The organism is Microbulbifer thermotolerans, assembly GCF_900112305.1.
Lineage (GTDB): Bacteria > Pseudomonadota > Gammaproteobacteria > Pseudomonadales > Cellvibrionaceae > Microbulbifer > Microbulbifer thermotolerans.
The window spans coordinates 45,138-70,354 of the sequence record NZ_FOKT01000005.1 but is presented as its reverse complement, the minus strand read 5'-3'; the positions used below and the strand labels follow the sequence as shown (position 1 = coordinate 70,354).

Below are 25,217 nucleotides of genomic sequence, written 5' to 3'. Positions count from 1 at the left end.
CAACATGTATAAAAATAATATTGCACTTATCTTCCTCGCGGCCTGCCTCGCCGCCTGCGGCGAACACCCCGGAAATAACTCCGTCAATATTCCGCGCGAAGAGCGCGGGCATCACGCCGCCGCCGATTTAAACCTAAATACACGCGAATATTTCGAAGCTCCCGGAATCAACGTCCTCGCCTTCAGCAATGCGCCCGGAGGCCTTTTCTACGACGCAAAAACCAGCGGTGTGGAAATCATCCAGCGCGGCGAGCGCATCGCCACCAATGGGGACCTGCGGCTGCTGCATACCCCGGAGCAGTGGGACGGTATGGGCAGGCTGATTGAACGCCGCGCAGATCCGGAGGCAAATCGCATAGAAACAAGACTGGAATACCCCGAACACAATCTCTCTTACCGCGTGGACACTCGCGCCCAGGGCGACAAAGTCGAAATCAGCGTGCACCTAGACAAGCCTCTGCCGGAAAAACTCGAGGGCAAGGCCGGCTTTAACCTGGAATTCCTGCCGGCGGCCTATTTTGGCAAGACCTATCTGATGGATGGCCGCGGCGCAATATTTCCCCGCCACCCCCGCGGTCCCATGCGGTTCGACCGCGATGGCCGCACGGAGCCTTTGCCTCTGGCGCGTGGAACTGAGCTGGTACTGTCGCCGGAAAACCCGGATACACGTGTCACCCTGCGCGAATTGAGCGGCGAAAACCAACTGCTGCTGTTCGATGGTCGCAATAAGGCGCAGAACGGCTGGTTTGTCGTGCGCAGCCTGATTCCCGCCGCACGCACAGGCCGGGTGATTCACTGGGAGCTGGAAATAACGGCGGAACCCGGCTGGCTGCGCACACCGGTGATCACTTATTCGCAAGTGGGCTACCACCCGCAGCAGCCGAAAACCGCGGTTATCGAACTGGACGCCAACGACACGCCCAAAGCGCGCGCCCGCCTGCTGCGCCTGACGGCCGATGGCGAAACGAACGAAGCTTTCAACGCGCCGGTCAATCTGTGGGGCAATTACCTGCGCTACCAGTACGCCACTTTCGATTTTTCCGCAGTCACCCGCCCGGGACTCTACCGAATTGAGTACGGCGGCCAACTGAGCGGCCCCTTTCCGATTGATACCAATGTACACCGACAAACCTGGCAGCCGACACTGGATATTTTTCTGCCGGTACAGATGGATCATATGGAAGTGCGCGAGGCCTACCGGATTTGGCACGGCAGATCGCATTTAGACGACGCCCTGCAGGCGCCACCAAACTATGAACACTTCGACCTCTACGCCCACGGCCCGGAGACAGACAGCCGTTTTGAACCCTTCGAACATATTCCGGGCTTGGCGATCGGTGGCTGGTACGACGCGGGGGACTACGATATCCGCACCCAGTCCCAGTATCACACGGTGCGGGATCTAGTGCGCGCCTGGGAATCGTTCCGCATAACAAGGGACAACACCACCGTCAGCCAATCGAAACGCCTGGTGCAGATCCACCGCCCGGACGGGGTACCGGACATCCTCCAACAAATCGAGCACGGCACACTAGCGCTGATCGCCCAGCACCGCGCCCTCGGGCACGCCATTCCCGGCATTGTCGCCGCACACCTGTATCAGTACCCGCACCTGGGCGACGGCGCTACCAAAACCGACAACCGCGTCTATCGCGCCACACTGGACCCCTTCGCCAGTGAGCGGCGGGTGGGAAAAATGTATCTGCCATCCACAGCCGCACCGCCGCCGGAGCGCCGGGTGCTATCGAGCGACGGCAACCACAGTGGTGAATTCGACGACCGCTGGGCTTTCACTAGCAACACATCGGCACTGAACTACGGCTCCGCCGCGGCCCTCGCCGCCGCCAGCCGCGCATTGCGCGGCTACAACGACGACCTGGCGAAAGAGAGCCTGGAGACCGCCGTCAACGTCTGGGAGTACGAAAGCCACCGCGAACCCAACCGATACCGTTATGGCAATACCACCGGAGGCAGACTGGAGGAGGAGCAGCTGGGCGCCGCGGTGGAGCTGTTGGCGGCCACACAAAACCCACGCTATGCACAAGCGGTGCGTCAGTTATTACCACAGCTGCATGACAGGTTTGCCACCAACGCCATTACCCTGGCGCAGGCCCTTCCGCTGATGGACCAGGCATACGCCGAAACGCTGCAACAACTCACGCGCGCTTACCGGGAGCAGATCAGGGAATACGAGCGGGAAAACCCTTTCGGTGTCCCCATTACCCGCGGCGGCTGGGCCGGCGCCGGCAGTGTGATCGATTTCGGTAATACCAACTACTGGCTGCACCGCTATTTTCCGCACATTGTGGAAAAGGACCTGGTATTCCGCAGTCTCGACTATATCCTCGGCCAACATCCCGGCTCGAACCTGTCACTGGTCTCCGCCGTTGGCGTGGAATCGAAACTGGTGGCCTACGGTTCCAACCGCGCGGACTTTTCCTTTATTCCCGGCGGCGTGGTGCCCGGGGTGCTGGTGTTGCCGCCGGACTTTCCGGAAAACAAAGAAAACTGGCCGTTTTTCTGGGGGCAAAACGAATATGTGATTACGGTAGGGGCCAGTTATTTGTTCCTGGCCAATGCCGTGCAGTCCCTACTGGAACAACAGGCAGATGAGAGCACTCTCTGAATCCGTTCGAGGTTCTCTCCGGGAAGGAAAGTCGAGGCGCGGCGTTTGCCGCGCCCCCGTATTCAGTCGCAGATAGCCCCGCTGACCTCCGGCGTCTCCGCGCTGCCCGTGCCCTGGAATCCGAACTCAACCGACTCACCCGGCTGAATGGTGGCATTCCAGTCCACATTCGTCGCCGTGTAGGGCCCACTGCCGGATATCTGCGCATTCCAGCCGTTGGTCACCTGAGCATCGCCGGCATAGTCCCATGACACACTCCAGCCCTCCACCGGTTCAGAGCCGTTATTGGTCAGGACGATACTGGCAACAAAGCCGCTGTTCCAAACATCCTGGTTGATGTAATCGCAGCTGACGCCGCCGGAGCCGGAGCCCGCTTCCACCTGCAGGAAAGCACTGCTGTATGCGGCGGGTGCCTGGGCGTAAACGCGGTTTTCCGTGGCGCTCTGCACCGGTGCGATATTACCGCCATTCAGCACGCCTACGCGCACATCGGTGTTTTCCCCATTGACAGCCTGGGCAAACTCGTAGGTCCAGACGGACGCCGCCCCATTGACGACGGTGAAGGGAGAAGAGGGCAGGTAGACATCGGATCCCTCCTCGGTCACCAGACGCAACCGTACTTGATCACCCGGATTTAGGGTTTGCGCCGCAGCGGTCAGCGCCCCCAGATCCGCCCAGGCGCTGCCGCTGGCCGGAACATGAGTGAAGGTGAACGCATCAGTGCTGCTGGTTGAACCATCGCTCACCTGCAGGCGCACGGTCACCTCCCCTTCGGTTTCCGGCTCGTCCAGGCTCAGTACCGTCTCCACTGCGCTGGTACTGCTCAGGCTGTAGAGCGCCGTGTCATTGGCTTCCAGACTCCATGTGTAAGTGAGGTTTTCCCCCTGCGAGGCAGCGGCGCTGAGCTGGATCTCCCCAGAACCCACAAAAGTACTGTTGTCGGGTGTTGCGGTGATTTCCGCCACAACCGGCGCGGGGCCGCCGTCGCCGTCGAACACCACATCAATACAACCGTGGAAGCGCTCGTAGGTCCATTGATTGCGCCCCCATTCGCCGTAGATCACATGGCGGCCGCTGCGCTCCGGCACCACACACTGGGTGTGGAAAAGGCTGTTGCCCTTGTCCGGGGTGATATTCGGGGTCGCACCCGGATTGCTGTCGTTATACCCGGTCAGGTTACAAAAGGGCTCACTCTCGAAATCATCCCAGGTCAGCGGTTTGCCCACCTCATACTGAAAATCGGGCTTAGTAATGTAATAGACAAACTCCTCAGTGTCGTCGAAGTGCGGCCCCCAGGAAATATCCCAGGTGATAGTCAAAGGCCCCGGGGTGATGCGGTTGGTGGGCCAGTCCACGGACTTATCCCAGGGGGTCGCGCCGCCATTCCAGGTTTCGCTGTCGAAACCGCAGACATTGGCGGGCAAAGGGGTAACACCTTTGCGGCCCACGTCATGGGTCAAGACGCTCATAAACTGATAACCGCCGTTGAAATCATCGGCAAATGCCTGAGCACAGGCGCTGCCCGGTTCCGCCGTATCGGGCTTGGTGATCGCGCCGCAGAACCAATTGCGCGAAGCGGGTTCGGACATCAGGCCGTGGCCGAAGGCTCCGGCCGACAGGGCCAGTGCCCATGCACTGAGTAGTGATTTTTGATACCGCATAACTTCTCCCTCCTGTTGTTTTATTGAGAAGAAATTATTGCGGTGCGAGACGTGGGCGACCGGAAAACACCGGGAGCAGGTATTTGTAATCGCTTGTTATTTATAACCTCCCCTGGGTGGGAAAGACTCCCATCCGGCCTCGAGTAAGCGTTTCGCGACCTTGGCGCGGCTGAGCGGAGAAGTCAAGTGGTTAGCTGGCGCAACTGGTTGTTTCCGGCGCCCACCAGATGAAAGGCTGCCCCTCGAACACGGAACAAGCGCACTGCAGAAGGGCCGGGGAACGTGAGCGGCGACGGCACTGTCGCTCCATACTCCTCCGACCCTCGGTATTGATCCGCACGGGAGAAACCCGTAATGTAAACGTTTACACCAAACACCGGAAAACCCGGTCCTGTCGGTGCTCGCAGCGTCAAATACCGGTACCGAACAACAATAACGAGTCCTATTTGGCACAAAAGATGACACGTCCAATCACGGGTATACGCCCGTTTCTATTCGGCACATCACCGCCCCCCACAGGGAAAAGGCCGGAAGCCTCTTGCTTACGGGTATTCATCAAACGAATCCTGCCTCCGCTCTTAGTAGGTTTGCTGTCCGCGCCGGGTGCGGCGGAAGTGCGCCTGCCCAAACTGATCAGCGACGGAATGGTGCTGCAGCGCGACGCTCCGGTGAAAATCTGGGGCCTGGCGGATGCGGGAGAAGCGGTGGCAGTCGAATTCAACGGTCGGCACTACAGCACCGAGGCCGATGACACAGGCCACTGGTCCGTCACGCTCAAACCACTGCCCGCCGGTGGCCCTCACACCATGACCATCCATGGGGAGAACCACATCGAACTGGCGGACATTCTCGTCGGCGATGTATGGCTGGCATCCGGGCAATCCAATATGGAATATCCCATCAGCCGCATCGCCCACCGCTTTGAAAAAGAAATCGCCGCGGTAAACAACAGTCGCATCCGCCAGTTCCGGGTACCGCAAGAATATGATTTCAACGCGCCTCGGGCGGATTTAGAAAGCGGCCAATGGCTGGCGGCCAGCCAGGACAATATCCGGGACTTCAGTGCCGTAGCCTATTTTTTTGCCGCGGAAATACAGCGGAAACTGCAGGTCCCCATCGGCATCATCAATAGCAGTCTCGGCGGCTCACCAGCGGAAGCCTGGGTGAGCGAAGAAACTCTCAAGCAGTTTCCGCAACATCTGGCGGAAAAGAGAAAATTTGAAAATCCGACGCTGATTGAAAAAATCCAGCGGGAGGACCGCGCCCGCATCGATCAATGGTACGCCATCGCCGCGCAAAAGGATGCGGGATTGGCCGAGGGGGAAGTCCCCTGGTTTGCGCCGCAACTGGACACCGCGGAATGGGCGCAACTCTCTCTGCCGGGTTACTGGGCGGAACCAACAGAGGAGGGCGACAACGGCATTTTCTGGTTCCGAAAAAACCTAGCGCTGCCAGAACACTTAGCCGGCACAGCGGGGCTCCTGGAGCTGGGGCGCATCGTGGACGCGGACGAAACCTATATCAATGGCCGACAGGTGGGCAGCACCAGCTACCTCTACCCGCGGCGCCGTTACCCGGTGCCGGCGGGCCTGCTGCGCGCGGGGGAAAACACTATCACCGTGCGCGTCACCAATACCAGCGGTCGCGGCGGTTTCGTCAAAGACAAGCCCTACGCACTCACAGTGGCAGGCGAGCGGTTTGATCTGCGCGGTCCCTGGCACTTCCGGCGGGGCGCGCGCATGCCCTCGCTGGCGCCTCAGACCTTTGTGCGCTGGAAGCCCGGCGGGCTCTTCAACGCCATGCTCTACCCGCTGCAAAACTACCGCATCAAAGGCGCCATTTGGTACCAGGGGGAGTCCAATGTGGGCCGGGCGGAGGAATACAAAAAGCTCTTCCCAGCGCTAATCCGCGACTGGCGCTCGGGCTGGCGGGCACAAGCCGGTTAGGATTCCCTGCCCTTCCTGTTTGTGCAGCTGGCGAATTTTCTCGAACCCGCATCGACGCCCGCAGACAGCGCCTGGGCGGAACTGCGCGAAGCCCAGGCCGCCGCTCTCGCCCTGCCGGACACCGGCATGGCCGTTGCCATCGACGCTGGCGAGTGGAACGACATACATCCGCTGGACAAAAAAACCGTCGGACTTCGCTTGGCGCTGGCCGCGCGGCGCGTCGCCTATGGAGAAAAAGAGGGCATTTATTTCGGGCCGCAGTTCCACTCTCTGCGGGCAGAAGGCGACAGACTGATTGTCACCTTCCGCCACACTGGCGGCGGTCTGAAACCATCGGACGGCGGCCCCCTGCGGCACTTCGCCATCGCCGGCAAAGACGGCCACTTCACCTGGGCCCGGGCGGAAATTCTCGGCGATACAGTACGCCTCTGGAGTGAGCAAGTACCCACACCGACCGCTGTGCGCTACGCCTGGGCGGATAATCCCGCAGGCGCCAACCTGTACAACAGTGCCGACTTACCGGCCGCGCCCTTCCGCGCACATCTGGAGAATCCGGCCTATGACGCAACAACATCCGACTAAAACCGGTGGGAAAGGCTCCCATAGCCTTTTTCCCGCCGCTCTCTGCCTAATGTGCCTGCTGACTTTCTTCAGCCCTACCTCCAGCGCCGAACAGCTTGCCAGCGGCACCGCGCTTTTTCGCCTAAACCAGCTAGGCTACGCCCCCGAACAGCGAAAAATTGCCCTGGTGTTCGCGGAGGAAAACCCTGGCTACTTTCTCCTGCGCGAACACAGCGGAGGCGACCCAATACTCAAGGGCTCCTTCACTCCCGCCCCAGCCAAAAGCTGGTCTGGCAAACCAGTGTGGATAGCCAACTTTTCCACCCTGAAAAAAAACGGCTTATACCGGCTGGAAATCCCCGGTCGCGGCAGCTCCCTGCCTTTTGCGGTCAACAGCGATGTATACGGAAAACTGGCCCGCGCCAGTCTCAAGGCTTTCTACTTCCAACGCGCCTCCACCGACCTGGACGCACAATACGCCGGGCGCTGGGCGCGCAGGGGCGGCCATGCCGACCGGGAAGTGGAAATACATCCGTCGGCCGCGGGGACCTCACGTCCGGCGGGGGCTACCGTAGCCTCGCCAGGGGGCTGGTACGACGCTGGCGATTACAACAAGTACATAGTAAACAGCGGCATCGCCACGGCGACCCTGTTGTCGGCCTATGAGCGTTATCCCCGCTATTTCACACGACTGGAGCTCGGCATTCCCGAATCCGGCAACCCACTGCCGGACATTCTCGACGAAGCGCGCTACAACCTGCGCTGGATGCTCACCATGCAGGACCCCGCCGACGGGGGCGTGTACCACAAGCTCACCACGGCCCGATTTGAAGGCATGACGGTAGCGCCAGCGGATGCCGGGGGGCGTCGCTATCTGGTACAAAAGAGCACCGCCGCCACATTGGATTTCGCCGCCGTTATGGCCCAAGCGGCGCGTCTGTATTCCCCCTTCTCCGCGGAAGAAGCCGACAAGTACCTGCGCGCCGCCGAGCGTGCCTGGACCTGGGCCGCGCAAAACCCTGGCATTCCCTACCGACAGGAAGCACTGAACCGCAAATACGACCCGGATATACACACAGGCGCCTACAGCGACGAATACCTCGAAGACGAGCGGCTGTGGGCCGCCGCCGAGCTCTTTATCAGCACCGGCAACACCGCCTACCGGGACGCTCTGCAAAATGCCCCCATCGACTACCAGCTGCCCTCCTGGTCCCAGGTACAGTGGCTGGGACATTATTCCCTGATCCGCCGCGAACAAGAGCTGAAGCATCTGGACCTGGCCTGGCTGACGGAGATAAAACGCAGCCTTCTCAAAGAAGCCGAACGACTGCGCCACCAGAGTGCTCAGACCGCGTATCAGGCCCCCATGGTCACCAGTAAAACCCATTTCGTCTGGGGCAGTAACTCAGTGGCGGCAAACCAGGGCATCCTTTTCCTGGAGGCGTATCATCTAACGGGCGATGTCGGCTTTCTGCACAGCGCAGCCGACAATCTCGATTACCTGCTGGGAAGAAATGCCACCGGCTATTCCTATGTCACCGGTTTCGGCGGCAAATCCCCACAACACCCACACCACCGCTTGGCCGCGGCCCAACCAGCGCTGCCGCCACTGCCGGGGTTTCTTGTCGGCGGACCAAATCCCGCCCAACAGGATAACTGCGACTACCCAAGTGATGTCGCAGATGAATCCTACACGGATACCTTGTGCAGCTACGCCAGCAACGAAATAGCCATTAACTGGAACGCGCCTCTCGCCTACCTGGTAAACGGCCTCATCGCGACAACTTCAAAACAACAATGAAAAACCGGATTCTCTCGCTCCTGCTCTCCACCGCTCTCGCCCTGCCCGCCGCAGCAGCACCCCCACCACAATTGCAAAATCACACCGGAGGCACCCAATTGCTGGTGGACAAGCGGGCTTTCCCGATACTCGGTGGCGAACTGGGTAACTCCAGCGCCTCCCACCTGGAATACATGGAAAGTGTGTGGCCGAAACTAAAAGCCATGCACCTGAACACCCTCCTGGTACCCGTTTACTGGGAACTACTGGAAGCGGAAGAGGGAAATTTCGACTTTTCCCTGATCGAAGCGCTGCTCGACCGAGCCCGCCGGGAAAACCTCAGGCTGGTGCTGCTGTGGTTCGGCAGTTGGAAAAACAGCATGTCCACCTACGCCCCTTCCTGGGTAAAACGCGACACAGCGCGCTTCCCCCGCGCACTGGACGAAAAAGGCATACCTCAGGAAATTCTCACGCCTTTTAGCGAAAACAATTTAAACGCGGACCGCCGCGCTTTCGCTGCGCTAATGCGCTTTCTCAAACGGGCGGACGGCAAATACAAAACCGTCATTATGGTGCAAGTAGAAAATGAAATCGGCATGCTGCCGAGCCCCCGCGACCACCACCCGCTGGCGGATGCCGCCTTTGCGTCGCAAGTGCCGGAGCCGCTGCTCGACTACCTGCGGGAGCACAAGGCGCAACTGGAACCGGAGCTGCGCGCCGCATGGCGCCGCAACGGCTTCCGCAACAGCGGCAGCTGGGCACAGCTATTCGGCGGCGACACCACCGGCGAGGAGATTTTTACCGCCTGGTATTTCGCCCGCTATACCAACGCTGTGGCGGCCGCCGGAAAAGCGGAATACCCGTTGCCCATGTTCGTCAACGCTGCCCTCAACCGCCCCGGTGCCTCGCCCGGTGAATACCCCAGCGGTGGCCCGCTGCCACACCTGATGGATATCTGGAAGGCCGCGGCGCCGAACATCGATCTTATGGCACCAGACTTCTACAACCCCCACTTCCAATACTGGAACGACCGTTATACCCGCCAGGGTGATCCGCTGCTGATTCCGGAAATCCGCTTCGACACTGACGCCGGAACCAAGGCCCTCTATGCTTTCGGCCACTACAATACGCTCGGCTTTTCGCCCTTTTCCATTGAAACTGGCTCAACAAAGGCAATGGAAAATCTCGCTCGCAGCTATGATTTACTGGCACAGCTGGGGGGACATATCACCGCAGGCAGTATTAAAGAAGGCGTCTGGCTCACCCGGGAAAATCCACAAATGGCCTTCACCCTCGGCGACTACCATTTTACCGCCAAACACGAATTCACCCTCGGCTGGTCCCCGGGTTCAGAGGCGGAAACCTGGCCCGAAGCGGGCGCTCTGATAGTGCAAACAGGGCTGGAAGATTTTATGGTCGCCGGCACCGGCGTGGTATTAACCTTCGCCGCCGACGGCAAACGCGCAGGCATAGACACACTGGAAGAGGGAGAATTCCAAGACGGCAAATGGACGCCCGGACGGCGCTTAAACGGCGACCAGAGCCACCAGGGACGGCACCTGCGCATTCCCGGCGGCGAGTGGCAAATTCAAAAATTGAGGTTATACCGGTATTAGTCGCGCACTGTTATCCCGTTTCCTGCAAAGCTTGAAGTGACCCAGCTTTGGATGCTGTGCGGATTTTAGCCGGATTTCTTGACGAACTTGGTTAGGATAACAATCCGCTGACCTTCTACACGCCCTTCAATTTGCTCGGGGTTGTCCGTCAGGCTGATACCGCGCACCGCGGTACCCCGCTTGGCGACAATACTAGTGCCCTTAACGTCCAGGTCCTTGATAATGGTCACCGTGTCGCCGGCCTGCAGCTGCGCGCCATTGCAGTCCCGGTGTACCACCACCTCGCTTTCGTCCGGCAGCGCACCCGCTTGAGCCCAGGCCAGCATATCGTCGTCCAGATAGAGCATATCGAGCAGATCCTGTGCCCAGGTCTCTCCCGATAGCCGTTTCAACAGACGCCAGGCCATCACCTGTACCGCTGGAACCTGGCTCCACATGCTGTCGCTGAGGCACTGCCAATGACCTGAATCTATCTGCGCCGGGTTCTCCAGCTGCGTGCGACAAGTCTCGCACAGCAGTATATCCGCGTCGCCGCGGCCCTCTGAAGCCGGCACGCTATAAGGCTTCAGTCCACTGTCCGCACCGCAGAGTTCACATTGTCCGCCGCTGCGCGCCACCAGTTCTTGTTCAGTACTCACAATCTGTCCTCGTGCAAAAGGCGCTGATTATACGCGTTTCAGCGCCTGCAGTGCACAGTATAAGGTTTTGAGGCCGCGAACCCTTCGCTACTACGCAGCAGGTAAGTTATTGGGAATACACGCTGGTTGAGCGCTAAAAAGCCACGCGAGAATATCCACGTGGCGGGAAGAAAATAGCGTTTGCCCCCAAAAGAAAACGCCATTAAAGCCAGCAAAGGCTTAGCATTTCATTTAATAGAGAGAATCTATTTAAGATACGACTAGGAATCCACTTACCTAACAATTTCTCTATACTTTGCTTGATGGTGCTGGCGCCTTCAACTATTTCGCTATCGTTTCCTTTTTCTGCGTTGTTGCCATTTTCCGAATTACTGCTTCCTTCGTTATGCTTCGACCGGATCAGAAAGAATTCAATTTCAGTAGACAAACAATTTAAAATATCCGCCTCGATCTCTGATTTATCAACTGCATTTTTAACCAGCCACAAAACCTCTTCACAAATAAGATATTCAACTAATTCGTTTGCAGATTTTTTAAATCAGAACCATTCTCAATGGTTTCTACTTACTATAATTCCACCACGCGCCATAAATTCTTTATAGCAACAGATAAACCGGTCAACGCATTCGACGCCATTTTTACCATGGTCCATTTTAACCTCCGGCATAACGCAAATGGGCAGATACTATTATAGGTATAGGCCGATGAGCCCACGCACCAAAGTAAGCCCCCCAAAAGGCCTGTATTTATCGGACAGACAAATTAGAACTTTCTAATTAAGGTTTTACATGCGCACGGTAAGCCAGACGAAGACGATCGCCATCTGATTAGAGTATTTTCTATCAAACTAGAATATCTTTCCCTCTGCTGACTCTACGGGCCAGCTCCCCCTCAATCAAAGCCAGCGCCTCTTCCTGCATGGCCGCGGAAGCATTGCGCGCTGCGCTGATCTCTCCACTGTCGATAGCATCGTAAAGTATTTTGTGATTTTGGTAGCTCGCCGTCGCCACACCTTTAATACGATTGGTATAGCGGATGCTTACCCTAAGTGCCGTTTCAATAAAACTGCCGAGCTGAATATAAAAGGCGTTATTGGTGGCATTGAGAATATTGATATGAAAGGCAATATCCGCATCGACGGGATCTTCCAGTCCTTCCTCGGCGCGCTGCATGCGCGCCAGCGCCGCCCCCACCGCGGAGATGGACTCTTTGTCCTGCACCGCCGCCGCCAGGGCCGCAGCTTCTTTTTCTATGGCCAAACGCAACTGGAGAAATTCACGCAGCATTTCCAAGGTCGGGCTGGCGCGCAATATCCAGCCGAGCACATCCGGATCGAACAGATTCCATCGCGCCCGCGGCTGTACCCTGATGCCCTGGCGTGGACGGGAAGTGACTAACCCTTTCGCCGTCAGCATTTTGATCGCCTCTCGGGTGGCGCTGCGGCTAATGCCGTACTCATCGCACAATCCGGCCTCAGAGGGCAATCCCTCTCCGCCGCGGTAGCGGCCGTTGACGATAGCCGCGCCTAAGATGTGTACCAGTTGTTGGGTCAGATTCTGTCCACCGGGTCTTCTATTCACGCGCTCTGCTCTCTTCTTATTTTTTGTCGGGGCGTCAAAAGATAACCCGCCATTGCCCGGCACGCAGCCCCGCCACTTATTCGCCGGACACCCAGCGTCGCTCGATTCAACATCTATTTGACATATCATTCAGATAAATATTGTAAACGTTTACATCCATTGCTAGGGTAACTCCCCGGCTGCTGCTCAATGCACTGAGCAGCAGCCTAAAATATTCGCGCGTATTCCCGCGCCAGGCGCTCGACAATAAATCCATAACGACCAGCGCTGTCAGCGATGAAATGAAAAAATCAGCCGCCACACGGTCGGCGGCTCCGCGCCGCGGCCCAACGCAACTGCTGCTACTTTTTTTCGCAGCCATTACCGGTCTGTGCGCAACCGCGCAAGCGCAGACGCCTCACCATCTATGGTTTGACCGCCCCGCCGAAGATTGGGAGCGCGAGAGCCTCCCCATCGGGAACGGCGCTATGGGCGCGGCGGTTCAGGGCGGCGTAACACTGGATATTCTGCAGTTCAATGAGAAAACGCTCTGGACCGGGGGACCCGGCACACGGGAGGGCAAATACGATTTTGGTATCCCCGCCGATCCGCAAACCGAAGCCCTTACAGAAATCCGCCGGGAGCTGAATACAAAGGGCCGGCTGACACCGGAGTATGTCGCCAGGAAACTGGGACGCAAAGCCGAGGCTTACGGCAGCTATCAAAATTTTGGTGAACTGCGCCTGACTTTTCCCCCGTCCGGTGAAATCAGCGGCTACCGACGCCAACTGGATATCAGCGAAGCTATCGCACGGGTCACTTATTCCGCCGATGGGGTGCGCTACACGCGGGAATATCTGGCCAGCTATCCAGACGGCGTTATTGCCATCCACCTGAAAGCCGATCGCGCGGGGCATATCAACTTTACCGCAGAGCTGAATATTCCGCATAACCGCAGCGCGCATCGTTCGGTCCGGCAGGGGCGTATCGCCATCAGAGGAAAACTGCTGGACAACGGTCTGGCCTACGAAACTCAACTACAGGTGATCGCCGACGGCGGTTCCCTCACACGGACAAACGAAGGCGGTATCCGGGTATCGGACGCCGACACCGCCACCCTACTGCTGGCCGCCGCCACCGATTACGCTCCGGTATATCCCGCTTATCGCAGCACAATTTCCCCTCACAAAACAGTACAGACACGCGTGAACCGCGCCCACCGCAAAGGCTGGTCGGCCCTGCGCGCCGCCCATGTCGCCGACCACCGCGCCCTGTTCGATCGCGTATCCCTGCACGTAAATGAATTGCCACTTGCACCTTCCGCCGGGAAACAGCCCCCCCGCCAAAAAACTGCAGCGCTATTTACCAATATCCCCATCGACCAATGGCTGGCCAGCTACGGTTCTGGAAACTCGGCTGCGGACCGCGCTCTGGAAGCCCTCTACTTTCAATACGGTCGTTATCTGCTAATCGCCAGTTCCCGCTCCGGGTCTCTGCCCGCCAACCTGCAGGGTGTCTGGAACAATTCCACCACGCCGCCCTGGAACGCGGACTATCACACCAATATCAACTTGCAGATGAATTACTGGCCCGCTGAAACCACCAATCTCGCCGAGACGGCCATACCCCTGTTCGACTTTGTCGATACCCTGCACCAACCCGGAAATTTTGCGGCGGAAAAACTACTCGGCGCCCGCGGGTGGACCTTATTTCTGAATACCAATATCTGGGGATTCACGGGCACCATCGATTGGCCCACAGCCTTCTGGCAACCGGAAGCCGGTGCCTGGTTGGCCACCCATTATTACGAGCACTATCTGTTTTCCCACGACGAAAAATTCCTGCGCGAACGGGCCTACCCGGCGATGAAAGGTGCCGCCCTCCTGTGGCTGGACGCGCTGGTACCAGATCCGCGCGACGGGCTACTGGTGGTTTCACCCAGTTACTCTCCAGAGCACGGTGACTTCACCGCGGGTGCCGCCATGTCCCAGCAGATCGTTTCTGAATTGCTGCGCGATACGCTCAACGCCGCCCTGAAGCTCGGCGACCGTGCATTTGCACAACAAATAGAAAAAACACTGGATCAACTGGACCCAGGCCTGCGCATCGGCAGCTGGGGACAGTTGCAGGAATGGAAGGAAGATCTGGACCACCCCGAAAACAAGCACAGGCATGTGTCGCAACTCTTCGCAATTTACCCTGGCATTCGTTCCCTTCCTGCGCCACTGCTCGATGCCGCGCGAACCTCTCTGGAAGCCCGCGGCGACGCCGGCACAGGCTGGAGTCGAGCCTGGAAAATTAACCTGTGGGCCAGGTTGGGAGACGGCGACCACGCCCATCGTATTCTGTCCGCACAATTGCGCCAAAGCACACTGCCAAACCTATGGAGCAGTCACCCACCCTTCCAGATAGACGGTAACCTCGGCGCAACCGCGGGCATAGCGGAAATGCTACTGCAGTCTCATGGCCAGGAAATTCATTTGCTGCCAGCGCTGCCCGCTGCTTGGCCCAGCGGCGCAGTCTCCGGATTGCGCGCCCGGGGTAATACCACCGTGGATATGTGGTGGAGTAAGGGTCAATTGCAAAACGCCCACATCACCGCCTACAGCAGCGGCCAACTAAAGTTACGCCTGCCACAAAACGGAAACTTCTCGCTGCGCCGGGCCAGCGATAACAGAATCGTCGCGCAGAGTGAAGGGGCACATATAAAAATATTCAATGTACAGCCGGGCGAAAGCTACCTGCTTACCAAAGCAAACTCGGAGGTTACGCGTAAATAGCTTCAATAGGGGTAAAAGTGATCTTTGGTGGTTGGAACAATCATTGGGAAGGGAGACTGACAATGAATAAAAATAACGATGTATTTGCCAGAACAAAACTATCACATCACACCCGGCTGGCCTGCGCCTTTTCAATTATGGCCATGGGTCCATTGGCACTGGCTCAGGAGCAAACCGACACAGAAAAGCACCAGAATGAAACGGAGGTGTTGGAGGAAGTCCAAGTAACCGGCCACAGAGCCAGTATCCTCTCGGCCCAGGCGGCCAAGCGCCATGCAGAGCAAGTAATGGATGCGATCAGCGCAACCGATATCGGCGCCCTGCCGGACCGCTCTGTATCCGAAGCTCTTCAAAGACTACCGGGCATCCAATTGCAGCGCACCAATGAAGCCCGCGACCCCGCGCGCCTGGCATCTGAAGGTGGCGGCGTCTTTGTACGCGGCCTGAGCTGGGTGAGAACGGAATTAAACGGCCGCGATATTTTCTCCGCGGAAGGAGGCCGTACGCTAGGCTTTGAAGATGTGTCCGCCGACCTGCTGGCCGGTATCGAAGTTTACAAAAACCCCACCGCCGACCAAGTGGAAGGCGGCCTGGGCGGTACCGTAAACCTTCGCACCCGACTGCCCCTGGAGCAGAATGGCCGCTTGCTGGCTTTCTCAGGAGATTACAACTACGCGGATCTCTACGACGAGGGCTTTGTTTCCGGAAACGGTCTTTACAGCGACCGCTGGCAACTGGACGGAGGGGAGATCGGTTTACTGCTTTCCGCCAGTATCGCCGAAATCGGCAACCGCACCGATTCGATCCAATCCGGACGATTCGAACCCAATACAGAAGCAGACGGCAGCACGGTTTATTTGCCCACGGGCCTGGGATTTCGGCGCATAGACTGGGAACAGGAGCGCAATGCGTACAACGGTGTCTTCCAATGGGCACCCAACGACGAACTGACCTTTACCGCGCAGGCTTTTTACGCTGAAGCCAACCCAGTGGACCTGGAGCGGGCCGTGGGAGTTAACGGTCCCTTTGGGGCCAGCTTAGCCCCCGGTATGGGTGACTTCCACTACGATCCGAGTGGCAGGCTGCAAAGCGGCACCCTTTACGACTCCAGTATTACCTTTAACACCCGTTACGGAGAGCAGGAGAGCAGTATCGGCGACTACTCTCTCCGCTTTGAATATGCGCCGACAGAACGCTGGTCTGTCAGCGGCGATCTCCAGCACATTTCCTCCGAAGCGACAGTACTGAGCATGACCGCATTTACTGGAGTACTCCCCGATAGCGAAAACGACTATCCGGAAACCACTTTTAGTTTTTCCGGCAGTAAACCCTCTCTGTCCATCAGCGACCAAGATCGGCTTATGCAGCAGGATCAATACTGGTGGGGCGCGGCCATGGATCATCTGGAGGACAATGAAGCGGATTCCCTCGCCGGTCGTCTGGATGTGGAATACACATTTGACGATAACCGCTTTATCAAAAACATCCGTTTCGGCGGCCGTATCACTGACAAAGACACCACCACCCGTCAAACCGGCTGGAACTGGTCCCTGCTTTCCAACCAGTACTGGCTCAACAACAGTCCAGAAAACACCGCCTTTTTGCATGAAGCCGCCCAGAACCAGAGCGAACTGATCACTTTTGACGAATTTATGCGCGGCGATGTGGATGTGCCCACCGTAGGCTGGTTCCCTACCGAGCAGCTGGTGAGCAGTAACACCGGCGCCTACAAATATTTCGAGAGTATGGTGGCCAATAACGGCCAGTTCTGGGGCTGGGCACCACTGACTCCACCGGAGGCTTACGACCTGAACCCGCGCGGAGACAATGTCAGCGCCGGTATCAACGAGCAGAACGAAAAAACCCGCGCTATCTACGTGAGTCTGCGTTTCGGAGACGACAGCGGTGATACGTTGGGCCTGCCCTTCGACGGCAACTTCGGTATGCGCTTTGTGGAAACAGAAACCACAGCCTACGGCCGCTCCGTGGCCGGCGGCATCGGCGACTCCTGCTACATCCGCGACAACGCGAGCAATATCACTGGCATAAAGCCGGGAGATTGCGCAAATGCCGATGCCTTTGTCAGCGCCTTTCTGTCCGAACTGGGCGATTACAAATCTTTCTCCAACAAATACACCAACATGCTGCCAAGACTAAACCTACGTTTTATGTTACAGGAGGAGCTACAGCTGCGCTTTGGGCTTTCCCGCGGTATGGTGCGCCCCGCTTTCAGCCAGACGCGGCCATATACCAGTCTCTCCTTCGATTTCACCGGCGAGCAATTTAATCCGGATACGGTGGCTAACGGCGTGCAAGGCACCGCGACCGGCGGCGCACCGTATCTAAAACCCACGGTCGCAGACCAGTTCGATACCAGTCTCGAATGGTATTTCAACGATACAGGCAGTCTGACTTTCGCCGCCTTCTACAAGGATATCCACGACTATATCGCGCTGGTAACAAGGGTGGAGGAATTCAGTTACGGCGGTCAGACCTTCCGCTTCGAAACCACGCGCCAAACCAACAGTGCCAGCGGACAACTGCAGGGCTTCGAACTCGCCTATCAACAGTTCTACGATATGTTGCCAAGCCCCTTCGACGGACTCGGACTGCAGGCGAACTTTACCTATATCGACAACAAAGGCGGTGTGAACACCGCGGCCAATCCATTTGAAGCAGCCCAGCAAAGTGGCGCCACCGACGAAACTCTGCCCATTGAAGGCATGTCCAGAACCAGTTACAACTTGGCGTTGATGTACGAAAAATATGGCGTCTCCGCGCGCCTTGCCTACAACTGGCGCGAACGCTACCTGCTTACCACTTCCGCGGCCAATATCGGCCGCCCGGTATGGTTTAACGACTACGGTCAGCTTGACGGCTCAGTGCTCTACAACGCCACGGACAATCTGAAATTCGGTCTGCAGGTGACCAACATACTCAACTCGAGAAGTGAGTTGGAAGTCCTTGCCGACGGAGGGCCAGACGCCCGCTACAGCTGGACTGACACCGACCGCAGAATCGCCTTTATCACCCGGTACAGCTTCTAACCGGTACCCGCCCGAGGCCGGGCCTTTTCTAACGACAACGGTAACTGAACAATGCGCAGAATCCCCGTGGTAATACTTGTGTTAATCACACAAATTTTTATTGGCACCGGTGCGAACGGCGAAAATATGCGGCCAATTCCCCAACTGGTGAATAACAACGGCCGCTACAGCCTGATGGTAGACGGTGCCCCTTACCTGATCCTCGGTGCCCAAACCAATAACTCCGCCAACTACCCTGCGGCACTGCCAATGGTGTGGCCGGCAGTGGAAAAGATGAACGCCAATACGCTGATCATCCCCGTCGCCTGGGAGCAGGTAGAACCAAAAGAAGGCAGCTTCGATTTCTCTTTTGTCGATATATTACTAGAGCAGGCCCGGGAAAAAGGGGTGCGCCTGGTACTGCTCTGGTTTGCAACCTGGAAAAACAATGGACCCAGTTATGCGCCCCTATGGGTGAAACTGGACAACCGGCGCTTCCCTCGAGTGAAAACCGCGGATGGAAAAACCTTGAATTCCCTTTCCCCACATTTCCGCAGCACACTGGAAGCAGACAAAAAAGCCTTTGTAGCCTTGATGCGACACCTGAAAAAAACGGACGCACAACGCACCGTTATTATGGTTCAGGTACAAAATGAAGTGGGCACCTACGGTTCTGTGCGTGATTTCTCCGACATTGCGGAAAAAATATTCCGGCAACCGGTTCCGGAAAGTTTACTGGCAGTGACAGGAAAAGAACCCGGCACATGGCGGCAACTGTTCGGCCGCGACGCCGACGAATTTTTCCATGCATGGCATATCGCCCGCTATGTGGACGAGATAGCCGCTGCGGGAAAAGCGGTATACCCGTTGCCAATGTACGTGAATGTGGCCCTGCGTAATCCGTTTAACCCCGGCGAACCGGGCCAGTATTCCAGCGGCGGCGCCACGGATAATGTGATCCACATCTGGAAAGCGGCCGCGCCCAATATCAATATGATCTCTCCGGATATCTATTTCCGAGACCACAAAACCGTCACCCGGATCATGGACCTCTACAACCGCGAAGACAACCCGCTGTATATCGCCGAAATTGGCAACGACCAACCCTACGCGCGCTACCTGTTTTCCGCCCTCGGCCGTGGAGCTTTGGGCTTCACTCCTTTCGGCATCGATTATACGGGCTACAGCAACTACCCGCTGGGCGCGAAAAAAATGGATTCTGAAATCGCTCACTTCTCCGGCCTCTACCAATTTTTCGGTGCTATGGCACGGGAATGGGCACAAATCAGCGCCAGCAAGCGCACATGGGGGGTATCGGAACCAGGGGATACAGTGCGACAGGATGACACCGTCTGGAATTCCCAAGACAGTTCCGGTCAAGATCGGGAAACCAATCCCGAGGACCATACCCAACGCCTGGACCTCGGCGATTGGATCGCTGAAATCACGTATGGCCGCCCCGCTTTCTGGACAGATCCCCCCAAAGGCAACAAACCGGCATCCGGCGGCGCACTGATCGCCGAACTCGGTGCAAACGAGTACTTGGTAACCGCACTCCGCGCGCGCGTGACCTTCTATCCGAACGGAGACCAGGAAGGAAAAAGCTATATGCTCGCCCGTGTCGAAGAGGGACATTTCGAGCAGGGAAAATGGGTTTTCGAACGGATCTGGAACGGCGACCAGACCGACTGGGGCCTTAACTTCACCAGCAATCCCCGAGTTTTGAAAGTAACGCTTGCCACTTATCAAACCGATTAATTCCACTGCCCTCGAATATGGAGCAGCCCTGATCAATACAGGCAGAACCATGATAAAGAATATCACTCATGCACACCCACTGATTGCACTCTCTCTCATCCCCTTAATAAACGCCTGTAATGGCGAGCAGGATCAACAGGCCGAGGCCGCCTGGCTTCAGACCAACACCGGCGCCATTATCTCGCTCAGTGAAGGCGAATTTAAAAAGCTCCGTCTACAGGTTATCGACGAAGAGATCTTCCGCGTTACCGCCACACCACAGGAAAATTTTCACAACCTTCCAGATACATTGATGGTAGTGGCAGAGCCGGTTCAATCTGATTTTTCTGTTACCGAGGCAGAAGGCAAATTAATCGTAAAGACTGCGGAAATATCCGCGGAAATATCCCTCACAGATGGAACCGTAGAATTCAAAAATGCCAGTGGAAAAACCCTGTTGGCGGAGGCCGGCCGCAGCCTGGCACCGGTAACCAGAGACCCCGGGCCAGTGGATGAAGACTCCCACTCAGTGCGTCAATACTTCCGACAATCGCCCGGCGAAGCAATTTACGGGCTGGGCCAGCGCCAGGATGGCCGCGTAAATCTGGCCGGTGAAAATATCGAGCTGACTACGCACAACATGGAAATTACCATTCCCTATCTGGTTTCCAGCTACAACTATGGCCTGCTGTGGAATAACACCGGCATCAGCCGCCTGGGAGATCCCCGGCCACCGCAGCCGCTAGCAGCAGCTTTCGAACTCTATGACATAGACGGCAACAAGGGCGGCCTCACCGCTCACTATTACGATGGCGACAAGCTGAAACTCGCACGCACAGAAGCGGACCTAAACTATCAGTTTCTTTCTCACGGAAACCTGCGGGAAGTACCTCTGCCGGAAGAATTGGCCGACGCGGAAAATCTGCGTATCCGCTGGAGCGGCAGCATAGTGCCCAAACAAAGCGGCAAACACGAATTCAAAATGTATTCCAGTGGTTACGCAACCCTGTCCCTGGACGGCGATGTGCTGCTGGACCGCTGGCGCATGAACTGGAACCCTTGGTATCACAATGCAAAAATAGACATGCAGGCAGGCCGCAAATACCAGCTCGATCTCCACTGGCGGCCTCAGGGCGGCTATCTGCGGCTACTACAGTATGCGCCGCGGCCACTCAAAGAAACCCAACAGCTCACCCTGAGCGCCGAAACCGCCAAAGCGGTGGATTATTATTTTGTGGCCGGCGATAACCTCGACGAAGTGATTTCTGGTTACCGCCACTTGACCGGCAAAGCCACCATGCTGCCCAAGTGGGCCTTCGGCTTCTGGCAGAGTCGGGAGCGCTACAAATCCCAAGACGAGCTAATCAGCGCACTGGAAGAATACCGGGCGCGCAGAATTCCCATCGATAATATTGTGCTCGACTGGTCCTACTGGCCGGAAGATGCCTGGGGCAGCCACGACTTCGACCCTCAGCACTTTCCCGCTCCCGGCGACATGGTGGACCGGGTACACGAGCTGAACGCCAATATCATGATTTCCGTCTGGCCCAAGTTTTACCCCAGTACCGAAAACTATAAAGCGCTGAACGCGGCCGGCTGTATGTTCAACAAAAATATCGACGAAAAAAATATCGACTGGATTGGCCCCGGCTACCTGAATGCCTTTTACGACGCCTACAACCCAGAATGCCGGAAAATCTACTGGCGGCAGATCCGCGATAAACTCAATCGGCTCGGTTTCGACGCCTGGTGGCTGGACGCCGTGGAACCGGATATTCACTCCAATCTATCCTTCCAACACCGCAAAGCCCTGATGACACCTAACGCTATGGGCACAGGGGCGGAGATGTTCAACGCATACGCCCTGCCACACGCTGAAAGCGTCTACCGGGGAGAGCGAGAATCTGACGGCCACAAGCGCAGCTTTATCCTCACCCGTTCCGGCTTCGGCGGTATTCAGCGTACCGGGTCAGCCATCTGGAGCGGTGATGTAGTATCGCGCTGGTCAAACCTAAAAGAACAGATTGCCGCGGGTATCGGCGTCGGCATGGCGGGAATGCCCTACTGGACTTTCGATATCGGCGGATTTACACCGGAAGACCGCTATCGCTACAACGGAGATACCGTGGTCGGTCACTTTGAACAGATGGCTGAGACCGAACAACGGGAATGGCAGGAGCTCAACTTGCGCTGGTTTCAATTCGGCGCCTTTACGCCGCTGTTCCGCTCTCACGGCCAGAACCCCTTTCGCGAAATCTACAATATCGCTGACGAGGGTAGCGAGACCTACCACAGCCTTGTCTGGTACACCAAGTTGCGCTACCGGCTGATGCCTTATATCTACACACTCGCTGGCGACACCTACCACAGGGACAGCACAATCATGCGCGGTTTGGCAATGGATTTCGGAGATGACCCCAGGGTACTCGATATCAATACCCAATACCTGTTCGGACCCGCACTACTAATCAATCCGGTATATGAATTCGGTGCCCGCTCGCGCCAGGTTTACCTGCCCGCCGGCGCAGACTGGTACGATTTCTACAGTGGTAAGAAACACCAAGGCGGCCGCACACTCAATGCAAACGCCCCCTACTCCCGTATTCCGATCTTCGTCAAAGCCGGGTCCATTATTCCTACCGGCCCGGACATACAGCATACCGGCCAGAGCCTGAACGCCCCTATTACTTTGAATGTATTTACTGGTGCGGATGGCAGCTTCGATATTTACGAAGACGACGGTCTTAGCTACGACTACGAGCAGGGACAATGGTCCCGTATTCCCGTAAGCTATGATGACGCCAGCGGCGAACTGACCATTGGCGACCGTATAGGTAGCTTCAAGGGCATGGAGCACACACGGCAAATTCACGTACGTTGGATTGACGAAGGTGACAGCGCAGTGGACTTCGAAACAAAACCCGGACAGTCCCTTAAATACAACGGCGAAAAGATCACACTAAAAAAACCCGCATGATTCAGCAACTGGCGCTGACTCGGCTGCGCAAAATAATGAAACCACCAAGGAATCCAAAATGAATTCGTTTGTGGTTTACCGTTATCTTATGGCGCTCGACCATTTTGGTGGACAACCGGAAACGCGCAAAGCTTTCTCTGTAGCTCTGCGAGGTACATCCATGTATCCGTCGATTTCAATTATCCATCCGGCTACTTGAGACAACCATCTGAGTGTGGACTGTTTTGGCAAACGGGGAAAATTGAATCTGAGGTACCCTAACCGCAAAGAGAAAAAAGAACCAATAACGATAGAGTGAAAAAATGATCCAAGCCATCTATCCCGACCTGCGCAACACCACTGTTTTTGTTACCGGCGGCGGCTCAGGAATAGGCGCAGCCATGGTCCGAGCCTTCCTCTGGCAAGGCGCGCGGGTAGCCTTTGTATCTCTGGATGAAAACAAAGCGCACCGGCTCTGCAACAAACTAGAAGCCGAGTTGGGCGCACAGCCCTATTTTCAACGCTGTGATATTACCGATATCGACCATCTGCAGCAGTGTATCGAGCGGGCAATGGATCGTTTTGGCCCGGTGCGGGTACTGATTAACAACGCCGCGCGAGACGATCGCCATCGCCTAGAGGAATTCACCCCGGACGACTGGGACCACTCCCTCAACACCAACCTGCGACCACATTTTTTCAGCGCGCAAGCAGTTGCCTCCATCATGCGCAAAGCCGGCGGTGGCAGTATTATCAATGTGGGGTCCAACGCGGCTTTACTTGGTCTTTCTGGCTACCCAGCCTATGTCACCGCCAAAGCGGCTATTCTCGGCCTCACCAAGGCACTAGCCAGGGAGCTGGGACCAGTCAATATTCGCGTGAACGCCCTGGTGCCCGGCTGGGTAATGACAGAGCGGCAGCGGGCACTTTGGGTCACACCAGAAGCACTGCAGGACTGTTTGGATCAACAGTGTTTGAAAAGAACCATCTCCGAAGAGGACTGCGCCAACAGCGCACTGTTTCTCGCCTCAGATTCCTCCAGCATGATCACCGGTCAATCGCTGATTGTTGACGGCGGGCGAGTGTAACCTTTCCACCACCGACTGACATATATAGCCAACGCCGACCAACATACTCTAGGAACCGATGCCCAATAAATGACACCAATACGGAACTAAGGCTGCCCCATGAACGCCATTACCTCAGAGTAGGTCGGCGGCTGGCACCCAACTTTTGAGACATTCAAACTCGCCGCAGCTGCACCAAAGCGCAACGCGCGTTTAAGAATCTCTTCTGGAGCATCCGGAGAAAGCGCCCCCCCTTTGAGCAGCTCGGCAACCAACGCCGAAAAATAAGTATCACCGGCCCCTACGGTATCCTTAAAATCCGTTGCTTCAATGACATCCTGGCGAAAATTAAAGTCCTGAGTAATGAGATGAGAACCGCCTTCACCGAGCGTGAGGATCACAATTCCCCGATCCATACGGTCTAACATTGCCTTTGCATGAAATTCCGGCTTACCGTGTAAGCCTTTTAGCGCCAAGTCTTCATCGCTCACTTTAACGATATCGGCAAACTCGACAAAACGCCATATCGCAGCCACATACTGATGATGGTTTTCCTCCACCCCTTTACGCACGTTTACGTCAATACTGATTTTGACACCGCGAGTTTTCAATTCCCTAATCACCGGAATAAGCACATCGAGCATCTCCGGCACTAACGCCAGCGAACCGGTATGGAATAACTCTATATCCGGAGGCAACACATCCAATAGTTTCTCTGGAGTAACATCCAAATCAGCCACACCTTTGCGATACAATCGATAACTAGGCTTGCCATCATGATCCTTGTAAACCAAGGCTAGCGATGTATTGCGCTGAGAGCGATAATTCTCAGGTATTTTTACGCCGTCTTCTCTAGCAGAATCTAGAATTTTTTCTCCCATTAAATCAGTGGATATTGGAGAAAGGTAATAACAATCCAAACCTTGCCTCACAAAACTTCGCGCAACATTATAAGGTGATCCCCCAATGTAGGGCTGATATTCTCCCGTTGATTGTTGAATCATATCAATCAATGCTTCGCCAAATACGGCCACTTTGGGTTGGACCACAATTATCTCCACTTAAATCTGTATATAGCCAGAAAGCTGGTTACACTGACAATCTGCCACCGACTTACGTCCAATCAGCAATGGATAATTTCAGGAAACAAGTTGCGCAAACGACCTCAATTTATGCATACGAATCCATAGTTGGATCAGGGATTTTGAATCATGGGACAAGCTTTGGAGAAGCATACGAGCACATCCTTGTACTTTATTGCTCC

General features: G+C 56.4%; 15 protein-coding genes. 10 read left to right on the top strand and 5 right to left on the bottom strand.

All coding sequences use genetic code 11. The features are described from left to right. Nucleotides 1–4 precede the first annotated feature (4 nt). Nucleotides 5–2,626, top strand: coding sequence for a glycoside hydrolase family 9 protein (locus BM155_RS09095; RefSeq protein ID WP_074902698.1), 2,622 nt, complete (start codon nucleotides 5–7; stop codon nucleotides 2,624–2,626). Between the two features lie 62 nt (nucleotides 2,627–2,688). On the opposite strand, the gene BM155_RS17285 is transcribed toward BM155_RS09095, so the two are convergent. Beyond that, nucleotides 2,689–4,287 carry a lytic polysaccharide monooxygenase gene (locus BM155_RS17285; protein ID WP_074902696.1) on the bottom strand — a complete coding sequence of 533 codons (1,599 nt, stop codon included), beginning with the start codon at nucleotides 4,285–4,287 and terminating at the stop codon, nucleotides 2,689–2,691. Between the two features lie 614 nt (nucleotides 4,288–4,901). On the opposite strand from BM155_RS17285, the gene BM155_RS17430 reads away from it, so the two are divergent. Genes BM155_RS17430 through BM155_RS09075 form a run of 4 tightly spaced genes read left to right on the top strand, consistent with a single transcriptional unit; the run spans nucleotide 4,902 to nucleotide 10,190 of the window. Next, nucleotides 4,902–6,233: a beta galactosidase jelly roll domain-containing protein gene (locus BM155_RS17430; protein WP_217641480.1), complete on the top strand. Its 1,332-nt coding sequence runs from the start codon at nucleotides 4,902–4,904 to the stop codon at nucleotides 6,231–6,233. A 21-nt stretch (nucleotides 6,234–6,254) separates the two neighbouring features. Then, a complete protein-coding gene (locus BM155_RS17425; protein ID WP_217641479.1) occupies nucleotides 6,255–6,815 on the top strand; it encodes a hypothetical protein in 561 nt (186 codons plus the stop codon). Beyond that, nucleotides 6,793–8,595 carry a glycoside hydrolase family 9 protein gene (locus BM155_RS09080; RefSeq protein ID WP_083421135.1) on the top strand — a complete coding sequence of 601 codons (1,803 nt, stop codon included), beginning with the start codon at nucleotides 6,793–6,795 and terminating at the stop codon, nucleotides 8,593–8,595. The genes BM155_RS17425 and BM155_RS09080 overlap by 23 nt, the downstream gene beginning before the upstream one ends. Then, complete coding sequence (locus BM155_RS09075; RefSeq protein ID WP_074902692.1) at nucleotides 8,592–10,190, top strand: GH35 family beta-galactosidase; 1,599 nt, start codon at nucleotides 8,592–8,594, stop codon at nucleotides 10,188–10,190. Before BM155_RS09080 ends, BM155_RS09075 begins: the two co-directional genes overlap by 4 nt. A 65-nt stretch (nucleotides 10,191–10,255) precedes the next feature. Here BM155_RS09075 and BM155_RS09070 read toward each other — a convergent pair whose 3' ends face one another. From BM155_RS09070 to BM155_RS09065, 3 genes are all read right to left on the bottom strand, one after another. Then, on the bottom strand, nucleotides 10,256–10,828 hold the full coding sequence (locus tag BM155_RS09070) for a PhnA domain-containing protein (RefSeq protein ID WP_067155559.1): 573 nt from the start codon (nucleotides 10,826–10,828) through the stop codon (nucleotides 10,256–10,258). A gap of 202 nt (nucleotides 10,829–11,030) precedes the next feature. Then, nucleotides 11,031–11,315 (bottom strand): hypothetical protein, encoded by a 285-nt coding sequence (locus BM155_RS17045; RefSeq protein ID WP_139223202.1) that lies wholly within the window; start codon nucleotides 11,313–11,315, stop codon nucleotides 11,031–11,033. Nucleotides 11,316–11,670: 355 nt separating this feature from the next. Further along, nucleotides 11,671–12,408, bottom strand: a complete 738-nt coding sequence (locus BM155_RS09065) for a FadR/GntR family transcriptional regulator (protein WP_067155563.1) — start codon at nucleotides 12,406–12,408, stop codon at nucleotides 11,671–11,673. Between the two features lie 281 nt (nucleotides 12,409–12,689). Between BM155_RS09065 and BM155_RS09060 the strand changes: the two genes are divergently transcribed. The 5 genes from BM155_RS09060 to BM155_RS09040 all read left to right on the top strand — a co-directional run bounded on the left by BM155_RS09060 (nucleotide 12,690) and on the right by BM155_RS09040 (nucleotide 23,974). Then, nucleotides 12,690–15,167, top strand: a complete 2,478-nt coding sequence (locus BM155_RS09060; RefSeq protein WP_074902690.1) for a glycoside hydrolase family 95 protein — start codon at nucleotides 12,690–12,692, stop codon at nucleotides 15,165–15,167. Nucleotides 15,168–15,229: 62 nt separating this feature from the next. Further along, entirely contained in the window at nucleotides 15,230–18,214 is a 2,985-nt protein-coding gene (locus BM155_RS09055; RefSeq protein ID WP_074902687.1) for a TonB-dependent receptor, read from the top strand. A 126-nt stretch (nucleotides 18,215–18,340) separates the two neighbouring features. After that, nucleotides 18,341–19,951, top strand: a complete 1,611-nt coding sequence (locus BM155_RS09050) for a DUF5597 domain-containing protein (protein ID WP_139223201.1) — start codon at nucleotides 18,341–18,343, stop codon at nucleotides 19,949–19,951. Between the two features lie 49 nt (nucleotides 19,952–20,000). Next, a complete protein-coding gene (locus BM155_RS09045; protein WP_074902681.1) occupies nucleotides 20,001–22,907 on the top strand; it encodes a TIM-barrel domain-containing protein in 2,907 nt (968 codons plus the stop codon). A 302-nt stretch (nucleotides 22,908–23,209) separates the two neighbouring features. Then, nucleotides 23,210–23,974, top strand: coding sequence for an SDR family NAD(P)-dependent oxidoreductase (locus BM155_RS09040; RefSeq protein WP_074902678.1), 765 nt, complete (start codon nucleotides 23,210–23,212; stop codon nucleotides 23,972–23,974). A gap of 86 nt (nucleotides 23,975–24,060) precedes the next feature. On the opposite strand, the gene BM155_RS09035 is transcribed toward BM155_RS09040, so the two are convergent. After that, entirely contained in the window at nucleotides 24,061–25,002 is a 942-nt protein-coding gene (locus tag BM155_RS09035; protein ID WP_217641477.1) for a carbohydrate kinase family protein, read from the bottom strand. Between the last annotated feature and the right edge of the window lie 215 nt (nucleotides 25,003–25,217).